The 23,514-nt window shown below is 58.6% G+C and carries 23 protein-coding genes and 3 tRNA genes; all 26 read right to left on the minus strand.

Annotation, left to right across the window (positions count from 1 at the left end; all coding sequences use genetic code 11):
• Positions 1–162: 162 nt before the first annotated feature.
• A tRNA-Thr gene (locus D7D26_RS08910) sits at positions 163–238 on the minus strand.
• Between the two features lie 8 nt (positions 239–246).
• Positions 247–322: transfer RNA gene (locus D7D26_RS08915), tRNA-Glu, on the minus strand.
• Between the two features lie 7 nt (positions 323–329).
• Positions 330–405: transfer RNA gene (locus tag D7D26_RS08920), tRNA-Lys, on the minus strand.
• A 63-nt stretch (positions 406–468) separates the two neighbouring features.
• Positions 469–1,053, minus strand: a complete 585-nt coding sequence (locus tag D7D26_RS08925; protein WP_120372823.1) for a DUF501 domain-containing protein — start codon at positions 1,051–1,053, stop codon at positions 469–471.
• Positions 1,054–1,488: a S1 RNA-binding domain-containing protein gene (locus D7D26_RS08930; protein WP_078016748.1), complete on the minus strand. Its 435-nt coding sequence runs from the start codon at positions 1,486–1,488 to the stop codon at positions 1,054–1,056. It lies immediately after the preceding gene.
• A gap of 39 nt (positions 1,489–1,527) precedes the next feature.
• On the minus strand, positions 1,528–1,833 hold the full coding sequence (locus tag D7D26_RS08935; protein WP_009164346.1) for a hypothetical protein: 306 nt from the start codon (positions 1,831–1,833) through the stop codon (positions 1,528–1,530).
• 63 nt (positions 1,834–1,896) lie between these two features.
• Positions 1,897–2,523, minus strand: coding sequence for a transglycosylase SLT domain-containing protein (locus D7D26_RS08940; RefSeq protein ID WP_158606327.1), 627 nt, complete (start codon positions 2,521–2,523; stop codon positions 1,897–1,899).
• Positions 2,524–2,638: 115 nt separating this feature from the next.
• Positions 2,639–3,529, minus strand: coding sequence for a GTP-sensing pleiotropic transcriptional regulator CodY (codY, locus tag D7D26_RS08945; RefSeq protein ID WP_078016746.1), 891 nt, complete (start codon positions 3,527–3,529; stop codon positions 2,639–2,641).
• 30 nt (positions 3,530–3,559) lie between these two features.
• On the minus strand, positions 3,560–4,975 hold the full coding sequence (hslU, locus tag D7D26_RS08950) for an ATP-dependent protease ATPase subunit HslU (RefSeq protein WP_120372825.1): 1,416 nt from the start codon (positions 4,973–4,975) through the stop codon (positions 3,560–3,562).
• Positions 4,975–5,517, minus strand: a complete 543-nt coding sequence (gene hslV / locus D7D26_RS08955; RefSeq protein WP_078016744.1) for an ATP-dependent protease subunit HslV — start codon at positions 5,515–5,517, stop codon at positions 4,975–4,977. The genes hslU and hslV overlap by 1 nt, the downstream gene beginning before the upstream one ends.
• A 2-nt stretch (positions 5,518–5,519) precedes the next feature.
• Positions 5,520–6,407 carry a tyrosine recombinase XerC gene (locus D7D26_RS08960; RefSeq protein WP_233543519.1) on the minus strand — a complete coding sequence of 296 codons (888 nt, stop codon included), beginning with the start codon at positions 6,405–6,407 and terminating at the stop codon, positions 5,520–5,522.
• Positions 6,408–6,583: 176 nt separating this feature from the next.
• Positions 6,584–7,921 carry a methylenetetrahydrofolate--tRNA-(uracil(54)-C(5))-methyltransferase (FADH(2)-oxidizing) TrmFO gene (trmFO, locus tag D7D26_RS08965; protein WP_120372826.1) on the minus strand — a complete coding sequence of 446 codons (1,338 nt, stop codon included), beginning with the start codon at positions 7,919–7,921 and terminating at the stop codon, positions 6,584–6,586.
• On the minus strand, positions 7,922–10,222 hold the full coding sequence (gene topA / locus D7D26_RS08970; RefSeq protein WP_120372827.1) for a type I DNA topoisomerase: 2,301 nt from the start codon (positions 10,220–10,222) through the stop codon (positions 7,922–7,924). It lies immediately after the preceding gene.
• A 24-nt stretch (positions 10,223–10,246) separates the two neighbouring features.
• Positions 10,247–10,516 carry a hypothetical protein gene (locus tag D7D26_RS08975; RefSeq protein ID WP_120372828.1) on the minus strand — a complete coding sequence of 90 codons (270 nt, stop codon included), beginning with the start codon at positions 10,514–10,516 and terminating at the stop codon, positions 10,247–10,249.
• A 163-nt stretch (positions 10,517–10,679) separates the two neighbouring features.
• Positions 10,680–13,058 (minus strand): phosphoenolpyruvate synthase, encoded by a 2,379-nt coding sequence (gene ppsA / locus D7D26_RS08980; protein WP_120372829.1) that lies wholly within the window; start codon positions 13,056–13,058, stop codon positions 10,680–10,682.
• Between the two features lie 69 nt (positions 13,059–13,127).
• On the minus strand, positions 13,128–14,009 hold the full coding sequence (locus D7D26_RS08985) for a pyruvate, water dikinase regulatory protein (protein ID WP_078016739.1): 882 nt from the start codon (positions 14,007–14,009) through the stop codon (positions 13,128–13,130).
• Positions 14,010–14,027: 18 nt separating this feature from the next.
• Entirely contained in the window at positions 14,028–15,095 is a 1,068-nt protein-coding gene (gene dprA, locus D7D26_RS08990; protein WP_078016738.1) for a DNA-processing protein DprA, read from the minus strand.
• Positions 15,092–16,597 carry a YifB family Mg chelatase-like AAA ATPase gene (locus D7D26_RS08995; RefSeq protein WP_120372830.1) on the minus strand — a complete coding sequence of 502 codons (1,506 nt, stop codon included), beginning with the start codon at positions 16,595–16,597 and terminating at the stop codon, positions 15,092–15,094. Before D7D26_RS08995 ends, dprA begins: the two co-directional genes overlap by 4 nt.
• Positions 16,587–17,081 (minus strand): YraN family protein, encoded by a 495-nt coding sequence (locus tag D7D26_RS09000; RefSeq protein WP_158606328.1) that lies wholly within the window; start codon positions 17,079–17,081, stop codon positions 16,587–16,589. Before D7D26_RS09000 ends, D7D26_RS08995 begins: the two co-directional genes overlap by 11 nt.
• Positions 17,082–17,121: 40 nt before the next feature.
• Complete coding sequence (locus D7D26_RS09005) at positions 17,122–17,682, minus strand: ribonuclease HII (RefSeq protein ID WP_120372832.1); 561 nt, start codon at positions 17,680–17,682, stop codon at positions 17,122–17,124.
• Positions 17,679–18,545: a YlqF/YawG family GTPase gene (locus D7D26_RS09010; RefSeq protein ID WP_120372833.1), complete on the minus strand. Its 867-nt coding sequence runs from the start codon at positions 18,543–18,545 to the stop codon at positions 17,679–17,681. Before D7D26_RS09010 ends, D7D26_RS09005 begins: the two co-directional genes overlap by 4 nt.
• A complete protein-coding gene (gene lepB, locus D7D26_RS09015; RefSeq protein WP_078016733.1) occupies positions 18,545–19,117 on the minus strand; it encodes a signal peptidase I in 573 nt (190 codons plus the stop codon). Before lepB ends, D7D26_RS09010 begins: the two co-directional genes overlap by 1 nt.
• 44 nt (positions 19,118–19,161) lie before the next feature.
• Positions 19,162–19,644: a type II secretion system protein gene (locus D7D26_RS09020; RefSeq protein WP_078016732.1), complete on the minus strand. Its 483-nt coding sequence runs from the start codon at positions 19,642–19,644 to the stop codon at positions 19,162–19,164.
• Entirely contained in the window at positions 19,641–21,506 is a 1,866-nt protein-coding gene (locus D7D26_RS09025; RefSeq protein WP_120372834.1) for a polysaccharide biosynthesis protein, read from the minus strand. The genes D7D26_RS09020 and D7D26_RS09025 overlap by 4 nt, the downstream gene beginning before the upstream one ends.
• A gap of 71 nt (positions 21,507–21,577) precedes the next feature.
• On the minus strand, positions 21,578–22,012 hold the full coding sequence (locus D7D26_RS09030) for a hypothetical protein (RefSeq protein ID WP_120372835.1): 435 nt from the start codon (positions 22,010–22,012) through the stop codon (positions 21,578–21,580).
• 35 nt (positions 22,013–22,047) lie between these two features.
• Complete coding sequence (gene ychF, locus D7D26_RS09035) at positions 22,048–23,139, minus strand: redox-regulated ATPase YchF (RefSeq protein ID WP_120372836.1); 1,092 nt, start codon at positions 23,137–23,139, stop codon at positions 22,048–22,050.
• Between the last annotated feature and the right edge of the window lie 375 nt (positions 23,140–23,514).

The raw sequence follows: 23,514 nt of genomic DNA on the forward strand, positions 1-23,514 counted from the left end.
AAATCTCACCGCTCAGACCATAAGGAGTATTACCGCAAGACAATGGATTGTTAGGTGCTTTAATTGAGAAATAGTATCAGACAAAATCGGAACGAAGACGCAAAAAAGCCCGCCTCACGGCGGGCTGGAAAACGCATTCGGAAACACGCGGAAGTTATCGGATGGAGCCGGTGTCCAGATTCGGACTGGAGACCTGCGCATTACGAGTGCGCTGCTCTACCAACTGAGCTACACCGGCGAAAAAAATGGCGGTCCCACTGAGATTCGAACTCAGGTGCTCGCCTTGAAAGGGCGATGTCCTAGGCCACTAGACTATGGGACCGCATCCATGGTGGGTCGTGAGGGGGTCGAACCCTCGACCCACGGATTAAAAGTCCGTTGCTCTGCCAACTGAGCTAACGACCCGCGAACGAGGAATATTCTATCGCTTGGGCGAGGATTCGTCAAGCTTATTCTATCAGGTATTTTTCAGTCTAAATATTTTTTACAGTGAGCCTTTTTACAACAGAACTCTTTAAATCTTTCTGCAAACCACGCTTCGGCAGGATGTCCCGGCAAAGCGAGCATCGTTGCCGCCTGGAGATGCAGACATTTCACGGTCAGACTTTCAGTCCGGCGGATACCGCCAATGCCGGTTTTAAGCATGGCGTTCCAGATCTTCGGAGAGTATCGGCGCAGGAAAAATCGTTCGCAGCGGCTCAAGGCAGAGATCCGCGCCCATGCATAGCGGAAATTGTAGAGACGATATGCCTTTTCATCCCCGCGGAGAAAATCTTCCAGAGCTCTGACCCCTCCGCCGGACTCGAGACGTCCGCATTGGTACGCCAAATGGGGGCATGTCAGCCAGAAGAGCGTCGGAAAGGGGTGCCCTCTGTAAAAGGGGCGACATTTCAGAACCTGGGGCATCCCCCATTTACAGCGAACCGCCACAGACATGACAAGCCCCTTTTGAAAATTGCGCCCGTCCATCTGAGCCGCCGTAACAATCTCGTCGCGCGCTGAAAAAAGCGAGAGGTTCGCAGGAACCTCTCGCCGTAATTTCCTCATACGCATTTAGGGACGGGCGCCTTTTCGGCGCGGCGGGCGTCCCCCCTTGCCGCTTTTGGCATTCATCAGCGAAGAAATTTTTTCCTCGCTGCTTTTCAGGAAAGTGGACAATTTTTTTTCGAAATCATCCGAACCGACCGCTTCGTCATTCGAACCTGCGGCCGGCATATGCCGGGGCATTCGTTGAACCGGGACCGCCGGGGGCTCTTCAAGAGCTTTCAAAGACAGATCAATGCGGCCTCTCTCGTCTATCTTGATAACTTTCGCCTTAATCTCCTGCTGCGGCTGCAGAACGGCATCGACGCTTTTGATAAACTTGTGGGAAAGCTGCGAGATGTGGATCATTGCCTTCTGGCCGCTTTGAAGACGAACAAAAGCCCCATAGGGCATGATCTGTTCGACGACTCCCGTTACCACATCACCTGGTGCCAAATCGGGCATAGTGTGAACTTCCCTTTCTCGAATTTATTGTGTTAAATTTTAAAGCTGATTCAATGCCTGAATCTTGGAAACCATCACGTAGATCCGGCCGCTGCCAAGGGACGAACGAAGTTCGCCGGCAATCCACACGGGCGCGCCTTCTTCCTGTTTGACGATCCACTCCTGAATCGCGGGATCAAAGACTCTCATCCGGAGATAATCGACGCGGTCACACCCGTCCGTATCGCTGTACTGACGCTTGAGGGAAAACTCGAAATATTTTCCCAAACGGCTCTCGCCGTAGCTCTCGCCCTTCAGAAAGTGGACCACGCCGGAAAGATATACGTCATTAACTAATTTGCTCATGATGATTTCTCCGCCTCCATAAAAATTTTATTGATATTCATTTTTCATCGCAATAATTATTCACTAAGAAACCGCCCGTTTCGAAGCGTGCTGCAGATTCAACAGGACCCTCTCAGTGTAATGCCCTCGATATTTCGTGACCAATGCCACATAACGATTAGCCTGAGACCCCAGATACCTCCTCAGCGCCTTTGTAACGTTCCCCTTGCAGTGTGCCATGTACCTGGAAAAGATCCATGTACCAACCATTATGTTATTGCGAGGCTCCATCAATATCTTTTCTGTACGGATATGGGGAAATTGAGCCATGATCGTGTTGCGGTGCAGCTTCCAATATACCTGCATCAAGCCAACCGCGTACTTGGAACGCGCGTTGACTTTGACGCGCGATTCCTTGACAATTATAGCAGTAATCAACGCCGGATCCACCGAGAAGCGGCTCGACGCTTCCATGACATAACGAGCGTACTCGTTCGCTTTGTCCATGCTTAGAGAGCTGTTGTAGTAACGGAAAATATAAGAAGCCGCATCAGTTTTCGCCTTCTGCACGCGTTTCCCAGAATGCACGGGATCCACAGACTGTCTGACCTGACCTGCAGGCTCGACAGCCGCCCTTGCTTGACAGCATGATTGAGAGGCGAACAGGAACAGCAGCAGACCTCTCCACAACAAAGGGCGTCTCATCCTCATGAAATACCTCCAGAAGTGTCGTAGAATTACGCCCATTTTATCTCAAGTTAAAGGAGCTTGCCAGTGTCAAATTTTTAGAACTTCGGAATGAACAGCATGCTCCAGGCGCCGACGGTTATTCCGCGCGCTTAAATTTGGAAGCCAGCTCCTCCACGAACAAGGGACTCAGCACTTTGATGAAAGTGCCTTTCATGCCCAAACTGCGGCTTTCGATGATCCCGGCGCTCTCGAGCTTGCGCAGCGCGTTGACGATCACGCTGCGGGTCACCCCGACGTGGTCGGCGATCTTGCTGGCGATGACGACCCCCTCGCATTCGTTGTTCTCTTTTCTGAAACCGGCGTTCTTTTCGGCCGAGAGCTCCTTGAGCCGCGTGATGATATGGTTGATCGCGTCGATTTCAGAATATGAAAGGGCTTTCATGGCCATATTCACAACAAGACGCTCTCGGGCAAGCTCCTCGATCTGCCGAGAGCGGTCATGCAGGATCTCAATGCCGACCAGCGTCGCCAGATATTCGGCCAGAACGAGGTCCTGGGTTGAGAAGTTACTCGCGAAACGGGCCAGTACAAGCGTTCCCAGCCGCTCCGAGGCTCCATAGATCGGCACATAGAGAGCCGTCTTATCAGTCACATTCTCTGCCTGATCGTCGAAAAGAGCTCCGTCAGCTTTGCTCAGGACGGTCTCTCTCTGCTGCGACAGCCTTTCCACAAAACTTTCAGGCATATAACCCTGTTCGATGAAGGACGCGATGGCTTCGCTGTGGTATTCATTCACCCATGCGTATCCCAGGATCTGCCCTTCTCTGCTCAAAACGTAGACATTCGCGGTCGAGAATTCGCAGAGCAGGCGCGCCAGCTTGTTGTAATCGGGGCGCGTCCCTTCGCGACGGCCTTGCATCGCTCTCCCGACCTGACGCGTTTTCTCAAGCAGTTCATGCATCTCGACACTGTCGACAGCGCCGTTTAAACCTTCGGGCAACTTTTCTTTTGCATATGAGCGTTTCATAAGAATTCCGTCTCCTTTCAGCCATGAAAATCAAAGAAGATACCGCCGCAGATCCTTATTGCCAACAAGTGGTTCAAGCTTCTTCACAACGAAAGATTTGTCGATCTCAACCGCTTCGCCTGCCCGCTCCGGCGCGGAAAAGCTGATTTCCTCCAGAAGCTGCTCCAGAATGGTGTGCAGCCGGCGCGCTCCGATGTTCTCCATCTCCAGATTCATCCGTTCGGCCATCGCCGCGATCTCTTCCACGGCTTCGTCGGTAAATCGCAGTGTGAGTCCTTCGGTCTCGATCAGGGCGACCGACTGATGGATCAGGCTGTGTTGCGGCTCGACCAGAATGCGCCGCAGCTCTTCCTTGCCAAGCGCCGTCAGTTCGACGCGGATGGGCAGCCGTCCCTGAAGCTCGGGGACGAGGTCGGAGGGCTTGGCGTCGTGAAAGGCGCCGGCGGCGATAAAGAAGATGTGATCCGTTTTCACCTGGCCGTATTTCGTAGTGACGGAGCAGCCTTCGACGATGGGGAGCAGATCCCTCTGCACGCCTTCGCGGCTGACGTCCGGACCGCCGCCGCGCCCCCGGGAGACGATCTTGTCGATCTCGTCGATGAAAATGATCCCTTCCTGCTGCGCTTTATCCAAAGCCTCCTGCGTGGCGGCTTCGATGTCGATGAGTTTCTCCGCTTCCTCGGCCTGCAGGACGCGAAGCGCGTCTTTCACTTTCATGCGGCGTTTTTTGCTCTTTTTGGGTATCATGCCGCCCAACATCTCGGAGATATTGATGCCGATGCCGCCCATTTCGCCGTTGCCAAAAGAAGTGATGGGAGTGGAACTTTCCTGCACGTCGATCTCCACTTCGCGTTCGTCCAGTTTGCCGCTCTTCAGCATGTTCAGCATGCGTTCGTGAGTGCTCTGACGCACCGCCGGGCTCTCTTCCGGCGCCGAACCTTCCGGCGGTTCCGCCTGTTCTTTCTTGAGATAATTCAGGAAGGTGGGGATCCCCGCGGAAGAGGAAGCTTTTCTGACCGGGAGAAGATAATCCACCAGCCGCTCCTGCGCGTGTTCGAACGCTACGGACTGGACGCCGGCGATCATCCGTTTCTTGACCATCTGCATGGAGTTTTCCACGAGGTCGCGGACCATCGATTCGACGTCGCGCCCCACATAGCCGACTTCGGTGAATTTCGTCGCTTCGACTTTCACGAACGGGGCGTTGACGAGATCGGCAAGGCGCCGGGCGATCTCCGTCTTGCCCACGCCGGTGGGGCCGACCATCAAAATGTTTTTCGGCGCGATTTCCTGTGCCAGATCTTCGGGCAGCCTGCGGCGCCTGAGGCGATTCCTCAGAGCGACGGCCACGGCGCGTTTCGCCTTTTCCTGTCCGACGATATAGCGGTCGAGATACTGCACGATGGCCGCTGGCACCAGATTTTTCATCTCTTCCGTCAGAAGCATCACAGGACCTCCACCGTGAGGATGTTGTCGGTATAAATACAGATTTCGGAAGCGATCAGCAGGGAACGCTTCACGGTTTCCTCCGCCGTAAGGGACGAAACGTCCAGATAGGCCCGGGCCGCCGCCAAGGCGAATCCCGAACCGGAACCGATGGAAGCGACGTCGTTTTCCGGTTCGATCACGTCCCCGGCGCCGGAGAGCAGGATCGTATGTTCCCGATCGGCCACGAGCAGCATGGCCTCCAGCTTCTGCAGCATGCGGTCGGTGCGCCACATTTTGGCCAGCTCAACGGATGCCCTCATCAGGTTTCCGCTGTATTCCTGCAATTTTTTCTCAAAGAGTTCCATCAGCGTCATCGCGTCGGCCGTGGCGCCGGCGAATCCGACGAGGACGTTGCCGTCGTAGAGCTTGCGGACTTTTTTCGTTCCCGCCTTGATGATCTGGCTGCCCAGGGTCATCTGTCCGTCGCCGCCCATGGCGACCTGCCCGTCCTTGCGCACGCAGACGATCGTCGTACCATGAATCGTCATGTCCCGAGACATTTTCATTCCTCCTCGCCCGATCTGGGATGAGCCGCCATGTAGCTGTCTCTCAGATGACCGGGCGTGATCTTCAGATAGCGCTGCGTCGTCAGCAGGCTTTCGTGCCCCAGCAGTTCCTGCAGGACGTTCAGCGAAGCCCCGCCTTCCAGCATATGCGTGGCGAAGCTGTGGCGCACGGAATGCGGCGTGACGTTTTCAAGCCCCGCGTTGCGCGCGGCCTGAACTACGAGCCGGTGCACCGTCCTCACCGTGATGCCGGCGCCCGCCTTTCCCGGAAAAAGAAATCCCGATTCCTGCGGGCACACGGCTTTCCATTTTATCAGCGCTTCTTTGGCATAGCGGCCGAACGGGATGAGACGTTCCTTGTCGCCCTTGCCTCTGACTTTGAGCCAGCGCTCGTCCAGATCGACGTCCTCCCAGCGCAGAGAGACGAGTTCCGCCACGCGGACGCCGCAGCCGTACATCACTTCGAGGATCGTGCCGTTGCGCAAAGAAGGCTTTATTTTCCACGCCTCCTCGATCAGCCGCTCGATCCCCTCGCGCGACAGGGCTCGTGGCAGCCGTTCGGGAAGGCGGGGGCTGCGGATCGACGCCGCGGGATCGGCCGCGATCAGTCTCTTCTCAAGAAGATAGAGTTCAAACGCCTTTACGGCGGAAAGTTTTCGCGCGATCGAGGAATTGGCATACCCAAAACCGGCAAGCGAGCGCAGGAACGCGCGGATCAGCGGCGTCGTAATTTCGTGAGGGGCGATCCTCTGGTTTTCGACAAAGTCGGCAAACTGCGCGAGATCGACCGCGTAATTCGTCACGGTGTTTTCGGAACTGGCCTTGTTGTTCCGCAGATATTCAAGGAAAGAATCCAGCTGGCTGTTCATTGAAACCTCAGACATTGGCGTTCCTCCTCTATTTTATACGAACCGTTTCATATCGCTGCCGGTCAAATCATAACATGAATTCACATAAAAATCACTAATTTTGGGAAATCTTTGTTCTGTCCAAAAATCTTCGACAATAGTACATTTCACACAAATAAAATTATTTCCAATCTTCTTTTTCACTCAAGAAGTCACTTTTTGCCTGGTTCAGAAAAGAACAATGCGTTATTTGCCTTAAATTGTAAGAATCTCAGGCGTCCGCGGCTTAAAATTTTCTCATGGCGTTCGCGACGGCTTTTGATTTTTTCGTCCAGAGGCGGAAAAATCCCCATATTCGCGTTCGTCGGAGCGAAACGGGGATTGGTGGCGTCCTGCAATCTGAAAAGCAGCGCGCCGATGGCGCTTTCCGCCGGCCAGCGAAGCTGAGGCAGCCCGTTCAGGCAGGCGAAAACGCCCAGCGCGGCGACGGCTCCCATCGCCGTGCTTTCCACGTAGCCTTCCACGCCGGTCATCTGTCCCGCCAGAAAAAGGGAATCCATTCCCCGAGGCCGCAGGCAGCCGTCGAGGCAGCGCGGCGCGTCGACGTAGATATTGCGGTGCATGACGCCCATTCGCACGAACTCGGCATGTTCGAGCCCGGGGATCAGGCGAAAAACTCTTTGCTGCTCTCCCCAGCGCAAATTGGTCTGAAAACCGACAAGGTTGTAAAGCGTGGCTTCGGCGTTGTCCTGTCGGATCTGCACGACGGCGTAGGGGCGCTTCCCCGTGCGGGGATCGTCCAGCCCGACGGGGCGCAGCGGGCCGAAACGAAGCGTGTCGCGCCCGCGCGAGGCGATGACTTCGACCGGCATGCAGCCTTCGAAGTATTCCGCCTTTCCTTCGAAATCGTGCAGCGGGGCCCTTTCGGCCGCGATCAGGGCTTCGTAAAACGTCTGATACTGCTGTTCGTCCATCGGGCAGTTGATGTAATCGCCGCCCTCGTCGTCGGCATAGCGGTCTTTGCGGTACGCCACGGACATGTCGACCGATTCCAGCTCGATCACCGGGGCGACGGCGTCGTAAAAATAGAGATAATCCTGCCCGAACAGCGCCTGAAGCTTCGACGCCAGCGCCGGGGACGTCAAGGGCCCGCTGGCGATAATGCAGGGGCCTTCGGGAATTTCGGTCACTTCGCGGCGGGTCAGCGTAAAAAGAGGATTTCCCAGCAGCGCGTCGGTGACAAACTGCGAGAACCGTTCGCGGTCCACGGCCAGCGCTTTGCCCGCCGGCACCGAATGCGCTTCGGCCGCTTTCATGATCAGGCTGTCGAGGGAGCGGAGCTCTTCCTTGAGAAGTCCTGCCGCGGAGTCGCCGCGGTCGGAGCCCAGCGAATTGCTGCACACCAGTTCGCCCAGCTTGTCGGTACGGTGAGCCGGGCTCGAGACGACCGGCCGCATCTCGAACATGTGCACGGGGATTCCCCGCCGCACAAGCTGCCAGGCCGCTTCGGAACCGGCCAGACCGCCGCCGGCGATGACGACGGGCTGCATTTAGGCTTCTCCCTTGCGGCCGCACTGCGTACAGACGGGCGTCCGCGAACGGCCGACATATTCCATCTGGCCGCCGCAGAGCGGGCATTTTTCCGCCGCCGGCTTGTTCCAGGAAACGTAATCGCAGTCGGGATAGCGGGAGCAGCCGTAGAACGTACGCCCTTTTTTGCTTTTGCGCTGCACGACTTGCCCGCCGTGCTCGGCTCCGCACTTCGGGCAGGGAACGCCGATTTCCTTCTGGACCGGCTTGATGTAATGGCATTCGGGGAATCCCGAACAGCCGATGAATTCGCCGAAGCGCCCCTGCTTTTTCACGAGCGGCCTGCCGCACTGCGGACAGGTCTCGCCCGTCAGCTCGGGCGGCGGAGGCGGGACCGCCGGCGCTTTTTCGGCTTCGGCGATGGCGTGAGTGAAGGGTTCCCAAAACTGCCCGATCAGCTCCACCCAGTTTTTCTTTCCCGACTCGACCTGATCGAGGGAACTTTCCATGGAAGAGGTAAAACCGACGTCGACGATCGGCGACGTCGATTTTCCGTCGAAATGCCCGAGCAGAAATTTGTTCACCGACCGTCCCAGTTCGCTCGGCTTCAACTTGCGGCCTTCCTCGCGCGCGACGTAGGAACGATCGTAAAGCGTCTCGACGATGGTCGCGTAGGTGGAGGGGCGGCCGATCCCGTCGTCTTCAAGGGTCTTGATCAGCGTCGACTCGGTAAAGCGCGCCGGCGGCTTGGTCTGTTCCTTTTTGGAATCGACGTTCTGGATATTCAGCAGCTCGCCTTCCTGCGCCTTCTGTATCATGGCATCCTTGACGTCAAGATCCCAAACGGCGCCCCAGCCGTCGAAACTGACGGCGGCGCCCTGGGCGCGCAGTCCGTATTTCCCGCACTCGCAGTCAAGCGTCGCGGAGTCGACGACGGCGGGCGCCATCTGCGAGGCGACGCTGCGCCGCCAGATCAGGTCGTAGAGCCGGTACTGTTCCGCCGTCAGAGATTCTCTGAGCGATTCGGGCGTCAGGGTGAAGTCCGTGGGGCGGATGGCTTCGTGGGCGTCCTGGGCGTTGGCGCCAGCCTGATAAACGACGGCTTTCGCCGGAAGATATTTTTTGCCCCAGCGCCCTTCGATCGCTTTTCGCGCCTGGTTCAGCGCTTCCGGCGCCATGCGCAGGCTGTCGGTCCTCATGTAGGTGATCAGGCCGACCGTGCCGTGTCCGGGGATGGCGACGCCTTCGAAGAGACTCTGGGCGATCCCCATGGTGCGCCGCGGGGAAAATCCCAGCCGGCTTGCGGCGATCTGCTGCATCGTGCTGGTTTTGAACGGGGCCGGCTGTTTCCGCGCGTTTTTCTTCGCCGTGAAACTCGCGATGACCAAAGGTTTCTCCTTCAGCGTCTTTTCGATATCGCGGACTTTGGCGGGCGTGTCGATCGCCAGAGTTTTGCCGTCGGAAAGCAGGCTGCGCCCGCTCTCCCTTTCGACGCGCAGCCTGTAGGCGCGTCCGTCGTCGGCTGTCGCGTCGACGAAGACATTCCAGTAATCCTGAGGCACGAAATTTTCGATTTCCTGCTCGCGCTCGCAGAGGATCGCCAGAGCGACCGACTGCACCCGCCCGGCCGAAAGTCCGCGGCGGATCTTCTTCCAAAGAAGCGGGCTCAGCGTGTAGCCCACCAGGCGGTCAAGCACGCGCCGCGCCTGCTGCGCGTCGACGCGGTCCATGTCGATGGGAGTCGGTTCCTTCACGGCGCTTCTAACGGCCTCGGCCGTGATCTCGTGAAAGCGCACCCGGCAGTCGTCGGCGGGATCGACGCCGAGCAGCCCGGCGACGTGCCAGGCGATCGCCTCTCCTTCGCGGTCGGGGTCGGCGGCGAGAAGAACTTTCTTGGCCGCGGCCGCCGCGGTCTGCAGCTCTTTTTTTATGGGAGCCTTGCCCTTCACGAGAATGTATTCCGGTTTGAAACCGTTTTCGATGTCGATCGCCAGGCGGCTCTTGGGCAGGTCGACGATATGGCCGACGCTGGCTTTGACGACGTAGCCGGAGCCTAAAATCTTCGTCAGCGTCTTCGCTTTCGTCGGCGACTCGACGACCACTAACGTCTTGCCGCTCCGGGGCGGCACGGCCTTCTTCGCTTCTCCCGACGTTTTTCCGGCGGGTTTCGTCGTTTTTTTCCTTACTGATGCGGAGCTTGCAGAAGCGCCGGCCGTCGTCTTCTTTCCGGAAGCCGCCGCGCTTTTCGTCGCCGCGGCGCCCGTTTTTCTTTTCGAGACCGTTTTCGCGGCCGTCTTTCGAGTTTTTGCTGTCGGAGCCATGATGCTCTCCTTTCAATGATGTTTTCAACTGAAGAGATGGTCTGATTCCTGTTTTTGAAGCGATACTTCCCAAAACCCTGCCGCAGTATCGGCCTCGCCCATACTGCGGAGCACGGCGGCGACCAATTCGGCATCGCCGGGCAAACCGCGCATCCTGGAGATCGCGACAACTTCGGTGATCAGCTCCTCGAACTGCTTCTGCGTAAGCCACTTCTGGGTTCGATATCGATAGATCAAAGCCTGCGCGTCCACAGTCAGGCAGGACTGTTCTGCGGGACTCAAAACTCGTATCATGCAGGCACATCCTTTCTCCTCGATCTTAAAAATCCGAAAAAAAAAGCTTGCTGACTGTCGGACATTTTAGCGTCCAATTTCCAATTGTCAAATTTGTGCCTTTAAATAGAAAAAAGGAGCCGAAGGCAAAAACCTCCGACTCCTTTTCGTTTGTCGTGAAAAGCTAAAGCTCCTGTCCCATCAGTTTTCTCATGCCGCCCAGGATCATTCTCTGCTCCACGCCCGCGACGAGCCGCCGCGTGTAGGCGACCGTGTCGGGATTCACGCTCATGCTGTCGATGCCTTCGCGCACCAGGAACTCGGCGAAGTCGGGATAGAGCGACGGCCCCTGACCGCAGATCGAGCACGTGATTCCCTGTTTGTGCGCCGCATGGATCAGCGTCTTGATCGCATTTTTCACGGAAGGATCGCGTTCGTCGAAGTAGCCCATGTTGTTGAGGATGCCGGAATCGCGGTCGACGCCCATGACCAGCTGAGTCAGGTCGTTGCTGCCGATGCTGAAACCGTCGACCAGCCGGGCGAACTCTTCCGCCTGGAAGACGACCGCCGGCACTTCGGCCATGATCCAGATCTTGAAGGATTTATTCTGGATCAAACCTTCGGAAGCCATGATCTCCTTCACGCGGGCCACTTCCCACGTCGTGCGCACAAAGGGAAGCATGACCCAGACGTTGATCAGGCCGAACTCGTCGCGAACTTTCTTGATGGCCTTGCACTCGAGGCGGAACCCTTCTTCGTAGGCCGGCGAGATATAACGGGAGACGCCGCGCCAGCCGATCATGGGGTTGTTCTCTTCCGGTTCCACTTCGCCGCCCTCGAGCCCGCGGAACTCGTTGGTGCGGAAGTCGCTCATGCGCACGACCAGAGGCCGGGGATAAATGGCCTGCGCTACGGTCGTGATGGCCTCGCTCATGTCGTTGATCAGCACTTCGCCGCGCCCCGTGCGCAGCAAATACATGGGATGCACGCCGATATGCGAGAAGATGAACTCGGTGCGCATCAGGCCGATGCCGTCGAACGGCAGGCGGCTGTATTTGCCGATGATCGAAGCGTCGCCCAGGTTCATGTAGATCTTCGTGCCCGTGATCGGAGCGGCCTCCGCAAGGACCGCCGCCGACTGTTTCGCGGCCGCGCCCTCGGCGACGGGCGAATGAATGTCCTGATCCGAAGAGAGGTTGACATTGCCGCGGTAGACGACGCCGCGGGTGGCGTCAACGGTGATCTCCATGCCTTCCGTCAGGACTTCGGTGCCGTTTTTGCTGCCGACGATGCAGGGGATCCCCAGTTCGCGGGAAACGATGGCCGCGTGACAGGTGCGTCCGCCCTCGTCGGTGACGACCGCGCAGGCTTTTTTCATGGCCGGGACCATGTCGGGATTGGTCATGCCCGTCACCAGCACGTCGCCGTCCTTGACGCGGGCGATCTCCTGAAGCGAATCGATGCGCACCACACGCCCGTGGGCGATTCCGGGCGAGGCCGCCAGTCCGCGCACAAGCACCGTTAAAGTTTTCTGATCCATGATCGTGTTCTCCTTTTTGGCGGGTTCCGTTTTCAGGGTCGTGACCGGACGAGCCTGAAGGATGTAGAGTTTTTTCGTGTCCCTGTCCTGTCCCCATTCGATGTCCATGGGAACGCCGTAATGCGCCTCGATGGCCTTGCCGGCCTCGGCCAGGCGTCGGACTTCTTCGACGCTCATGCAGCGGGAGCTGACCGCGGCCGGTCCCAGATAATCGGCGACGTTCACGGTGGCGGTGCCGCCGGCCTTTTCCTTGTCGACGATCATGATCTTTTTGTCGGCGATGGTGACGTCCAGCTCGGTAAGCGTTTCCTTGTCGAGAATGAACTCGTCGGGCGAGACCGACCCCGACACGACTGCTTCGCCCAGCCCCCAGCTGGCGTTGATCATCAGCTGGCCGCGCTCGTTCGTGATGGGGTTGGCGGTGAACATCACGCCAGATTTTTCGCTGGCCACCATCTTCTGCACGACGGCGCACAGCGAAACGCTGAAATGATCGTAATTCTGCTTCTGGCGGTAATACGTCGCGCGGGCTGTCCAGAGCGAAGCCCAGCATTGCCTCACATGATCCACGACCGACGGGGCCCCGATCACGTGGAGGTAGGTGTCCTGCTGCCCGGCGAACGAGGCGTCGGGCAGGTCTTCCGCGGTGGCGGAGCTTCTGACGGCGACGTCGGGATCTTTCAGCCCCACCTTATCCGCCAGTTTTTCGTAGGCTTCGACGATCTGCTTTTCGATGGAAGCGGGAATCGGCGCTTTCTGGATCAGAGCCCGGATCGTTTCCGTCCTCTGCTGGAGCGCCGCCGTATCTTCAAAATCCAGGTCCTTGAGAAGGTCCGAGATCTGCGCGTTCAGGCCGTTCTCCTTGATAAAACGCGCATAGGTTTCGGCAATAACGCAGAATCCGGGAGGAACGGGAGCGCCGGTCGAGGTCAGCTCGCCCAGGTTAGCCCCCTTGCCGCCCACAACAGGAATATCATCTTTGCGTATCTCTTCAAACCACTTAATTGCATTGTAGTTTTCCATCGGCGCAGCCTCCAAAAATTAAGATATTTATTGCTTGAAACCGGGTGTATCCCGCCTGATGAGAACCCATCACCCCAGCAGAGCGGGGCACCCCTGCTCACGAAGATAGTCCAGAACGACCTGAGCCGTCTCCTCCAAGGCGCGGCCCGTCACGTCGATCGCTTTGATCTGCAGGCGCTCCATAATACGGCGCGCGTAATCGAGCTCGGCTTTGACGCGTCCTTCTTGGGCGTAAAAAGCTTTATCGGGATCGAGACCGATGATTTGCAGCCGTTCCCGGCGAATCTTGCGCAGCGCTTCGGGCTGGATGATCAGGCCGATGATGCGGCCGTGCGGCAGAGTGAAAAGCTCATCCGGCGGCGCCAGTTCCGGGACGAGCGGGACATTGGCGGTGCGGATGCCTTTGTTGGCCAAATACATCGACAGAGGCGTCTTGCAGGTCCGCGAAACGCCCACGATGACCAGTTCGGCCTCCGGCAGGAGGTTGGGGTTGGCGCCGTCGTCGCAGGTGCTCGAAAACTCGAGGGCCTTGACGCGGCGGAAATAGGCTTCGTCAAGCTTGTGCTGCGACCCCGGCGTCCCCTTGGGAGGAATTCCCAGCCGTGCCGAGATCGTATCCAGCGTCGGACCGATCAGGTCGATGACCTTCAGGCCCATCTCCCCCGCGTAACGCATCAGAGCCTCGCGCACCGACTGCGCCACCAGAGTGCAGACGATGATCGCCTTGTTTTCCTTCGCCTGCCAGCAGATGTTGATCAGCTTGTCGATCGTATCGACCGTGCGGAAACGATGCAGCGCCACGACGTGCCGCGCCTCATCGAACTGGCGCAGCGCGGCGCGCGTCACGCTTTCGGCGGTTTCGCCCGTAAAATCGGAAACGATGAAGATCTCCAGCTTCACACCGTTTTGTTCGGCTTCAGAAGAGAAAAGTTCGTAACTGTCCGTACTCATCGGTCTTCCCTCGGCTTTCTAATGTGGAACCGCTCTCCAGCGTCCGCCCCCTGAAGTATAAATAAGCGACTGAACCTGAAGTCCCGAAATCAAGCGCATCAATTCTACCGCGGCAATACCGGTTCTCTTTGAGATCTGATCCAGCGTCAGGTCCCCCTGATCGGCAAGACAGTCCAGAACCCGCCGTTCATCGTCGCCGAGTTCCAGTGGAGCAAACAGATCGAGCTGCCCGAAATGGCTGACATGATCGACGAAATCCGCCACATTGACCAACGGCGAAGCGCCGTCGAGGATCAAGCGATTGCTGCCCTCGCAGACCCGTTCGTCGATCCGCCCCGGCACCGCCCACACGTCGCGCCCCATTTCCATGGCCAGCCGCGCCGTGATCATCGCGCCGCCTTTGAGCGGCGATTCCACAACGATCAACGCTTTCGACAGCCCCGCGATGATGCGGTTGCGGCGGGGAAAACGCCAGGCGCGCCCCACAGTGCCCAGAGGGTATTCGCTGAGCAGCGCGCCGCGGCGCAGGATATTGTCGAAAAGCTCGTCGTGTTCCGGCGGCCAGACGACATCCACGCCCGTGCCCAAAACGGCCACGGTCGTCCCGTCGTTTTCCAGCGCGCCGCCGTGAGCGGCGCCGTCGATGCCGCGCGCTCCGCCGCTGACGACGGTCATTCCCGCGCGCGACAGCGCGCTGCCGATCAGGGCGGCGACTTTGAACCCGTAAGGGGTGCAGCGACGCGTTCCTACGACTGAATACGCCGACTCGAAATCCGGCAAATTCCCTTTTGCGTAAAGCACCAGCGGCGGTTCGGCGATGTCGCGCAAACGAAACGGGTATCTCTCATTACTGTACCATGAAATTAAAAAAATACCAGCGTTTTCCGCGCGCTCGATCTCCTTTTTGTGCCAGTTTTCCCGAGCCAATTTTTTCAATTTCTCGGCGCCGCGCTGAGAAACGATTTCGCCGTGGCGCAGCTTTTCAACGATTCTTTCCGGTCCGTCGGAGAGATCCACGTGCTGGAGCGCGTTTGCCGAAAGTCCTTCGCACCCGTTCAGCCAGACGCACAATTCCAGTTCGTTCATTCCAGCACTCCCGCATCTCTGTAGGCCAGCGCTTCGGCGACCGCGCGGTCATCCACGTTTCGCTCCCCCGCGAGGTCGGCGATCGTGCGGGCGACGCGCAGGACGCGGCTCAAGCCCCGGCCGGAGAGCCGCAGGCGTTCGGCCATCGCGGTCAGGTATCTTCGCGCCTCGGCGCTCAAGCCTATTTCGCGCCGCAGCATCTTCTCGGACAATTCCGCGTTGCACTCCGCGCCGACGCGTTCTTTGCGCTCCCATTGCCGCTTTCGGGCTCTTAGGACTCGGGCGCGGATTTCCGCGCTGCTTTCTCTGGGAGTTCCTCCCAGTTCGAGCAGTTCTTGCGGCGTCAAACGCGGCACCGAGACGTAGAGATCCACTCGGTCCAGCATCGGACCAGAGAATTTTCTTTTATAGCGCTCCAGTTCCTGACTGCTGCAGCGGCACTGCTCGAGCGGATCGCCGCGCCAGCCGCAGGCGCACGGATTGGCCGCCAGCACGAGCAAGACCCGGCTCGGGTACGTGACGCTGCCCGCCGCCCGGTTCACCGTGATGAAACCGTCCTCCAGCGGCTGACGCAACGCCTCGATCAGATCCCGGCGAAACTCCGTGAATTCGTCGAGGAACAGCACGCCGCGGTGCGCAAGGCTCACTTCGCCGGGGCGGATATCGCTGCCGCCGCCGCAGATGGAGACGGTGCTCGCGGTATGATGAACTTGTCGGAAAGGACGGCGTCGGTCGACGGGGGCCGACAGACCGACGGCGCTCCGGATCAGCAGAGTTTCGAGAAACTCGTCGTCGGACAGCGGCGGCAAAATGCCCTGCAAGGCGCGCGCCATCAGCGTCTTGCCGCTGCCCGGAGAGCCGACAAGCAAAATGTTGTGATGGCCGGCCGCCGCGATTTCGAGAGCTCTTCTCGCGATCATCTGTCCCTTCACGTCCGCGAAATCCGGTTCGACGGCGTTCAACTCCGAAGGCGGCATGTTCTTGACGACTCGGCTCAACTCTTTCTCGTGACGCAGAAAGAGCAAAAGATCTTTCAGCGTCGGCACGCTGTACGCCTCAACGCCGTCGACCAGCGCCACTTCCGCGGCGTTGCCTTCGGGACAGAAAAGCGGCAGGGCCAGCGAACGCGCCAGCATCGCCGCCGGGACCGCGCCCCGGACGGGACGCACCCGTCCGTCCAGCGCCAGTTCGCCCATATAAATCGCCGCGCCGGGCGGAGAACAATATTCCTTCTCGCAGGCCAGAGCCACCGCGATCGGCAGATCGAGCAGACTCCCCTCCTTGGGCAGATCGGCCGGAGCGAGATTGACGGCGATGCGGCCGTAAATGGAGATATCCAGCTCGCGCAGCGCCGCGCGCACGCGTTCGCGCGATTCGCGCACCGCCGCGTCGGGCAGCCCCACGACCGAAAAGGAGAACATCCCCGACGTGATCTCCGATTCCACTTCCACCGGCAACGCTTCGATGCCGCGCAGCGTGATGCCTTGTATTTCAGCAGCCACGGTCATCCGCTCCTTCCATTTCCAGATATCTGAGCCACCGCAAATGCCAGCGTTCATGATCCACGTCGACGCTGACCAGATCCATCCGCCATTCGCCGCGCCACCGACGCCGCAGCGTATAGAGCTCGGCGCCGCGGACCAGGCGTTTCCATTTCAGCGGTCCGATCGAATCCTGCGCCGACATGACGGGATTTTTGCGCCGGCAGCGCACCTCCACAAAGACGAGCACGTTCCCTTCCAGAGCGATCAGATCCAGCTCGGAGAAGCGTTCTCTGACGTTGCGTTCCAAAATCTTCAGCCCTTGCGCTTGCAAAAAAGCGGCGGCCAGTTCCTCAGCCCACCGGCCGACGGCCGCGCGCTGCTTCGCCAGAAAAAAAGCCCGCTCGGCCTGCGTCAGGATACCGCTCTCGGTATCTTTCGCAGGCCGCGCAGGCTTCAGCAGCCGGCCGATCCGCTCTTTAAGATTCAACGTGAGTTGTCTCATGACAGCGCCTCTTGTAAAGAAATGGGGATTCGCAGGAAGGTTACCTCCAGGAAAAACTTCTTCTATGGATCGGCGTTGGCCCCAGTTCGGCAATCGCGCGGCGATGCGCCTCGGTCCCGTAACCTTTGTGCCGGGCAAAGCCATAATCGGGATAGATGCCGTCGTAAGCCGTCATCACGCGGTCGCGGAGCACTTTGGCGACGACGGAAGCCGCGGAAATCTGCGGATAGATATCGTCGCCGCCGACGACCGCCTGCTGATAGACGTTCAGGCCGGGGATCTCCTGGTTGCCGTCGACGATCACGCCGTCGACGTCAAGCGGGAGCCTTTCGACCGCACGGCGCATCGCCCACAAAGTCGCCCGCAGGATGTTCAGCCGGTCGATCCGTTCGGCCGGCGCCGACGCGGCGCGCCAGACGACGTTCAGTTCGAGCATGCGCGCCAGTACTTTTTCGCGCCGCGGCGGCGTCATTTTTTTCGAGTCGCGGAGCCCCAGACCGACCAGTTCTTCCCGCTGCGCTTCCGTCAGCACGACCGCCGCCGCCACGACGGGACCGGCCAGAGGGCCTCGCCCCGCTTCGTCGACCCCTGCCAGAATCACTCGTCTTCATCCCCATCTTCCGGCGCCTGAAGTCTTTCGGCCGCCGGCATCGTCGGACTCTCCAGCGAAAGATTGCCCAGCTTCCCCGTGGAGAACGATTCGAGAAAACGCCGGCCGGCGAGCGTATAATCGACCATCCCGCCGCTGACGATACAGCCGAGACGGCGTCCGACGGCTTCGAGAACGGCCGCCGTGTCTTCCGGGTCGGCGGGGACGCCCCACTTCTCTTCGATAAAATGCCAGAGCCCCTGCCGCTGCAGATAATCGATCAAAGAGCAGGCGACCGTGTCGTAGCCGCCGATCACGTCCGCCTTGGAACAGCCGAGCCAGGCCAGGGCTCTTTGGACGGCCGCGCCCGAGCGCGGATCGAGGATGCCGGGCGAATCGACGACCAGAAAATCGCCGCCGCGGTACCAGGAAACGCCGCGGGTGATGCCGGGGATGCCGCCGACCGGCGCGGATTTTTTGCCGATCAGCAAATTCAGCAGCGCCGATTTGCCCACGTTGGGGATCCCCACGACCGCGACCCGCAGCTCGCGATATTTGGGCTTGCAGCGCGTGAAGGCCTGCTTCAAAGGCGCAATCTGCCGCGACAGCAGATCGAACGCCCACGCCTCGCGCCTGTTATTTTTATAATGACCGAGCCATTGCGCCGTGATGTCCTTGTCCGCCAGATCCCGTTTGGTCATGACGATCCAGACGGGCCGGCGCCGCGCAAATTTTTTCGTCAGCGGCGACGCGGTCAGCTCGGGGGCGCGCGCGTCGCGGACCTCGACGATCACGTCGAGCTTGTCGAGAAGTTCTTCCAGCTGCCGGGTGCCCTTGGCCATGTGGCCGGGGAACCACGCCGTCCTGCCCGCCATTATTTTACCAGCCCGATCCTGCTCAGCGGCCAGTAGCGCAGGATCACGGGACCGCGGATGTTCTGTTCGGGCACGTAGCCCCAATAACGGCTGTCGGCCGAGTTCGGACGGTTGTCGCCAAGCGCGATGTACGACTTTTCGGGCACGACGACCGGCGCGTGATTGTACGTGTCGCGGAACGTCACGTAGGGTTCGTCGACTTTCCGGTCGTTGATCCAGACGACGCCGTTCCGTACCTCGAATTTATCGCCGGGCAGGGCGATCAGGCGCTTCACGTAATCGACGCCGGGATCTTTGGGATACTTGAAGACAAAGATATCCCCGCGGCGCGGAGAACGGAGCAGATATTCGAATTTGCAGACCAGAACGCGATCTCCCTCAAGGAGCGTGGGAAGCATCGAACCGCTGGGGATCCAAAAAGCCTGGATGACGAACGTCTTCAGAAGCAGGGCCAGGACGACCGCCCAGATCACGGTCTCCAACGTTTCGCGAAGCCACGCCGCGGGAATCATCTTTTCCCAAAGTCTCACGGCGGGAGCGATCAAATTCTCCCACCATTCCCTGATCACCATACCATTACCTCCAGACAGAAAGTTCTTCTTCAAAAGTAAACATCTTACCGAGAGCTTGTCCGCGTGAGCAAACCGCGCAGGGACAGCTTCAAAGACTCGCCGGTGTTTTTGCCGCCCGCTTCGCAGGCCGTGACGGTAAATGCCGGCGTGATCGTATGCGTCTGCCAGCGATACGTGAAATTCCGACGATCCACATTCAGACGCCAGCGCACCTGCACGTTCGCGCTGAACTTCTCTCCTGCCGCGCTGCCCGAATGTCTGCCGAGCCAGCGCAGCGTCATGAAATGCGGCGCGGACAAATCCGAGGGCATGTAAACGCTCAGATAAAAACTGCATCGCCAGCGGTCAGCCCGGGCTATGGCCGAATCGAGCCACTGCATCAGATCGTCCATGTCCCTCCTGGCCAGGTCCTGGACGGATTCGGTGCGCAGCGTATTGAAAAGTCCCGCCGAAAGCGTGAGGACGATCGCCATGCCGATCAAGACTTCCGCGAGTGAAAAAGCTTTCCGCCGCCGTCCCCGCGTCATTTTTCCCCAGCCGCTTCGCCCGAACCTCTATATTCCGGGACGATCTTCGCAAGAGACGACGCGATCTCAGGCTCCCCGAGAAGCGTTTCGATTTTGCCAAGCATCCCTGTGATCTCGGCGCGTCCTTCTTCAGAGATTTTCGCGCAGAAAATTTTCGAGTGCGAGGTCGCTTCCACGTGTTTCCCATCGTAAAAAAGTTCTTCAAAGAGCTTCTCGCCCGGACGAATGCCGGTATACGCGATCCTGACATCGCGGTCCGGCTCGTAACCGTTCAGACGAATCAGCGTCCGGGCGACTTCGGCGATATTGACGGGTTTTCCCATGTCCAGGACGTAAATCCGCCCAGGCGAACCGATGGCCGCCGTCTGCAGAACCAGCCCGGCTGCCTCCGGGATCAGCATGAAATAGCGGACCATCCGCGGATGAGTCACCGTTACGGGGCCGCCCGCCGCGATCTGGCGCTCGAACTTGGGAACAACGCTGCCGCGGCTGCCGAGAACGTTGCCGAAACGTACCGCCATGTAAGCCGTCTGCGGATAATCCTTCTGCAGCTCCATCAAGGCCATCTCGGCGATCCGCTTGCTGGCCCCCATGACGCTGCTCGGGTTGACCGCCTTGTCCGTGGAAATCATCACAAAACGTTTCGTCTCGTATCTGCCGGCCATTCTGCCGAGAATCCACGTGCCGAGCGCGTTGGTACGGATCGCCTCGCGGGCGTTGCATTCCATCAGCGGCACATGTTTGTGGGCCGCCGCGTGAAAAACGATGTCCGGACGCCACCGAGAAAAAACTTCTTCCATCGCTCTTTCATCAGCGACGTCGGCAATCACCGGCACAAGTTCGGTCTGGCACGCCCTTTCCCGCAATTCCTCCAGCAGCGTGTAAATCGAGAACTCGCCGTGGCCGAGCAAAACCAGCGCCGCGGGCGCGTAAGGCAGAATCTGGCGGACGATTTCGCTGCCGATCGAGCCTCCCGCACCGGAAATCAAGACCGTCCGCCCGTGGAGAAGCTGACCGATCTGTTCGGCATCGAGGCTGACGGGGTCCCGGGGCAGCAGATCCTCGAGGCGGACCTTGCGCAATTTGTTCAGAGAGACCGTGCCGTCCGCAAGTTCCTGCAGCGAAGGCAGAATACGCACGGAACTCTTCAGGGACAGAAGTCCGTTCAGGAGATCGCGGACTCTGCAAGCCGGAGCGGAAGGCAGCGCCACCCAAACGTCGCTGATCCGCTCGGCCCCGACAATGCCGATCAGCTCGCGGAGCGTCCCAAGGACGGGAATGCCGGCGATCGTCTTTTTCAATTTGGCCGGATCGTCATCGAGAAAGCCGACGACGTTGAAGTCAGAATCATGTCGTTTCAGGTCGCGAGCCAAAAGCACGCCCGCCTCTCCAGCGCCGACGATGAGCGTTCTCCTCCGCGGATTCCCGTTGTGTTCCTGCAAGGTCAGCCGCCATGAGAGGCGCGACAGCGTCAGGAAGGCAAAACCGCAGAGGAGCAGCATTCCCATAACGCTCCGCGGCACCACGAACGGGACGTCGGTCCCAACATACAGCCCGATCAGCACGGCGCAGGCCGGCAGATAGGCTTTCAGCAGGATCAGAAGTTCTTCGATGCTCGTCTGCAGCCAGTAGACCCGATAGACTCCGCCGGCATAAAACGAAAACATGACGGCCGCAACGTAAAGCGGCCCCGCCTCGAAGATCCCATAAGCCGCCGCATGTTCCAAAAAGATCGAGAATCTCAAGGCGTAACTCACGTACACCGCCAGGCTCAGCAGAAGCGCATCGACCAGGGCCACGCAGCCGTTCCGGGCACCCAGGCTGCGCCACGCCCCGACGATCTGAAGGCCAAAATTCTCCACTTCCGTTCCCCTCCTGAGCCGCCTCTTCTTAACGGTTTTTCTTCAAAATCCAGTTCTCGGCCCCATCGTCCTTAAGGAATAATAAGTCCGCTGCCCGACTTTTTGCCGCTCATGCGTTCGAGCCGCTGCAAATCGGCGGCAGAAGCCACGTCGAGACGAGGTTTCTTTTCCTCTTCCTCGATCATCGCCTTCACCTTCGCCTCGTAATCCTTCATGTTCTTCCGAATGGCCTCGGCATCGTTCTTGATCCAGACGATCATGTTGTCCGCGATCGATTTAAGCGCTGCATCGTCAGGCATCTCTTTGATGGCGCCAAGGTCGAGGAGCAGTTTGTGCTCGTCTTTCACCGACTGGACAAGGTCATCGTCCGTCAAAAACCCCTTTTTATAAAGAGCGCGCGCCAGGATGTTGAACTTGCTCTTCATGTTTTCGTTGGCCACCGCCATGGCATCCACGCGCGAAAGAAGCATGGACAGCACTTCATCGAGACTGATCTGCATCGCCATTTTTACCACATACCTTTCATGAAATTTATGCGTGTTTAAACGTTGAAACGGAATTCCACCACGTCGCCATCCTGCATGACATACTCTTTCCCTTCAAGACGGAGCAGCCCCTTGGCTTTCGCCTCGGCGATCGAGCCGCAGGCGATCAGATCGTCATAGCCGACGATCTGGGCGCGGATAAAACCGCGCTCGAAATCGCTGTGAATCGTGCCCGCCGCCTGCGGAGCCAAAGTTCCTCTGCGAATCGGCCAGGCGCGCGATTCCTTTTCTCCCGCCGTCAAGAACGAGATCAGCCCCAGCAGACGGTACCCCGCGGAAATCAGACGGTCCAGCCCGGCTTCCTTCAGCCCGAGAGCTTCGAGATACTCCACCTTTTCAGCATCGGCAAGCTCGGCGATCTCCGCTTCGATCTGAGCGCATATCGTCACGAACTCCGCCCCTTCGGCCTTCGCATGGTCGCGGACCACCTGAGCGTACTCGTTCAACACCGCCGCGCCGATTTCATCCTCGGCGATATTGGCCACATAGAGCATCGGCTTGTCGGAAAGGAGATTCAGACCGCGAAGATACTGCTTTTCTTCATCGTTCAACGCAAGGGTGCGCACCAGTTTGCCGGCTTCGAGCGTTTCCTTCGCCCGACGCAGCAGTTCGAGGTTGGGCGCCAGCTTTTTGTCGGCTTTCGCCAGTTTCTCCAGTTTGGCGAGGTTCCGTTCCACCATTTCCAGGTCGGAAAGGATCAGCTCCAGTTCAATGGTCTCGATGTCGCGGGCCGGATTCACGGAGCCGTCCACGTGGACGATGTTGGGGTTCTCGAAGCAGCGCACCACCTGGACGATGGCGCTGGCCTCGCGGATATTGGCGAGAAATTTGTTCCCCAGCCCTTCTCCCTTGCTGGCGCCGCGCACAAGACCGGCAATGTCGTAAAATTCGACGACGGCGGGGGTGATTTTCACCGAGTGGAACATATCGGAAAGGACCTTGAGACGCGGATCGGGCACTTCCACCACGCCGACGTTGGGTTCGATCGTGCAGAAAGGATAGTTCGACGCGTCCGCCCCGGCGGCTGTGATGGCATTGAAAAGAGTGCTCTTGCCCACGTTCGGCAGACCTACAATACCTAATTTCAACGACGATCCCTCATTTCAGATTTGATGAAGATGAACAGGCAAACCGCAAAAAATCATACGCAAAGGATTTCCCGGAGTACGGCGCAGAGTTTCCCCGTGTCACATGCACTGAACATTTTACATCGGATTCTTATTATTTTCACTGCTGAAAATCGGCGATTCGGCAAATCGGTAAATTTTCAGAGTAAATGCAACCTCGTCAAAGTAAATGCGACGGGGTTGCATTTACTTTGACAGGACAAAAGCAGCAAGCAGTCATTACGAACACATAATAACGATCAAGATTGCGCTAACGGAGCAAATTCAAGGGGATGAAAAGCTGTTACGAGGAAATTGTCCGAAAAAAGAGCATACAAAAGTGACCCTCAACTGAAA

This window comes from Pyramidobacter sp. CG50-2 (assembly GCF_003612005.1).
Lineage (GTDB): Bacteria > Synergistota > Synergistia > Synergistales > Dethiosulfovibrionaceae > Pyramidobacter.

Bases quoted from the DNA above. Each gene is read 5' to 3' on its own strand.
- codY (WP_078016746.1), bottom strand. From the start codon at position 3,529: ATGAAACGCTCATATGCAAAAGAAAAGTTGCCCGAAGGTTTAAACGGC.
- D7D26_RS09000 (WP_158606328.1), bottom strand. From the start codon at position 17,081: ATGAGACAACTCACGTTGAATCTTAAAGAGCGGATCGGCCGGCTGCTG.
- D7D26_RS08975 (WP_120372828.1), bottom strand. From the start codon at position 10,516: ATGATACGAGTTTTGAGTCCCGCAGAACAGTCCTGCCTGACTGTGGAC.
- D7D26_RS09010 (WP_120372833.1), bottom strand. From the start codon at position 18,545: ATGGCGGGCAGGACGGCGTGGTTCCCCGGCCACATGGCCAAGGGCACC.
- topA (WP_120372827.1), bottom strand. From the start codon at position 10,222: ATGGCTCCGACAGCAAAAACTCGAAAGACGGCCGCGAAAACGGTCTCG.
- hslU (WP_120372825.1), bottom strand. From the start codon at position 4,975: ATGCTTCTGACGGAAGAGATGAAAAATCTGGTGCCAGCGGCCATCGTG.
- D7D26_RS09020 (WP_078016732.1), bottom strand. From the start codon at position 19,644: ATGACGCGGGGACGGCGGCGGAAAGCTTTTTCACTCGCGGAAGTCTTG.
- D7D26_RS08930 (WP_078016748.1), bottom strand. From the start codon at position 1,488: ATGCCCGATTTGGCACCAGGTGATGTGGTAACGGGAGTCGTCGAACAG.
- D7D26_RS08925 (WP_120372823.1), bottom strand. From the start codon at position 1,053: ATGCGTATGAGGAAATTACGGCGAGAGGTTCCTGCGAACCTCTCGCTT.
- D7D26_RS08985 (WP_078016739.1), bottom strand. From the start codon at position 14,009: ATGAGTACGGACAGTTACGAACTTTTCTCTTCTGAAGCCGAACAAAAC.
- trmFO (WP_120372826.1), bottom strand. From the start codon at position 7,921: ATGCAGCCCGTCGTCATCGCCGGCGGCGGTCTGGCCGGTTCCGAAGCG.
- dprA (WP_078016738.1), bottom strand. From the start codon at position 15,095: ATGAACGAACTGGAATTGTGCGTCTGGCTGAACGGGTGCGAAGGACTT.
- lepB (WP_078016733.1), bottom strand. From the start codon at position 19,117: ATGGTGATCAGGGAATGGTGGGAGAATTTGATCGCTCCCGCCGTGAGA.
- hslV (WP_078016744.1), bottom strand. From the start codon at position 5,517: ATGTCTCGGGACATGACGATTCATGGTACGACGATCGTCTGCGTGCGC.
- D7D26_RS09030 (WP_120372835.1), bottom strand. From the start codon at position 22,012: ATGGCGATGCAGATCAGTCTCGATGAAGTGCTGTCCATGCTTCTTTCG.
- D7D26_RS08940 (WP_158606327.1), bottom strand. From the start codon at position 2,523: ATGAGGATGAGACGCCCTTTGTTGTGGAGAGGTCTGCTGCTGTTCCTG.
- D7D26_RS08935 (WP_009164346.1), bottom strand. From the start codon at position 1,833: ATGAGCAAATTAGTTAATGACGTATATCTTTCCGGCGTGGTCCACTTT.
- D7D26_RS08960 (WP_233543519.1), bottom strand. From the start codon at position 6,407: ATGTCTGAGGTTTCAATGAACAGCCAGCTGGATTCTTTCCTTGAATAT.
- ppsA (WP_120372829.1), bottom strand. From the start codon at position 13,058: ATGGAAAACTACAATGCAATTAAGTGGTTTGAAGAGATACGCAAAGAT.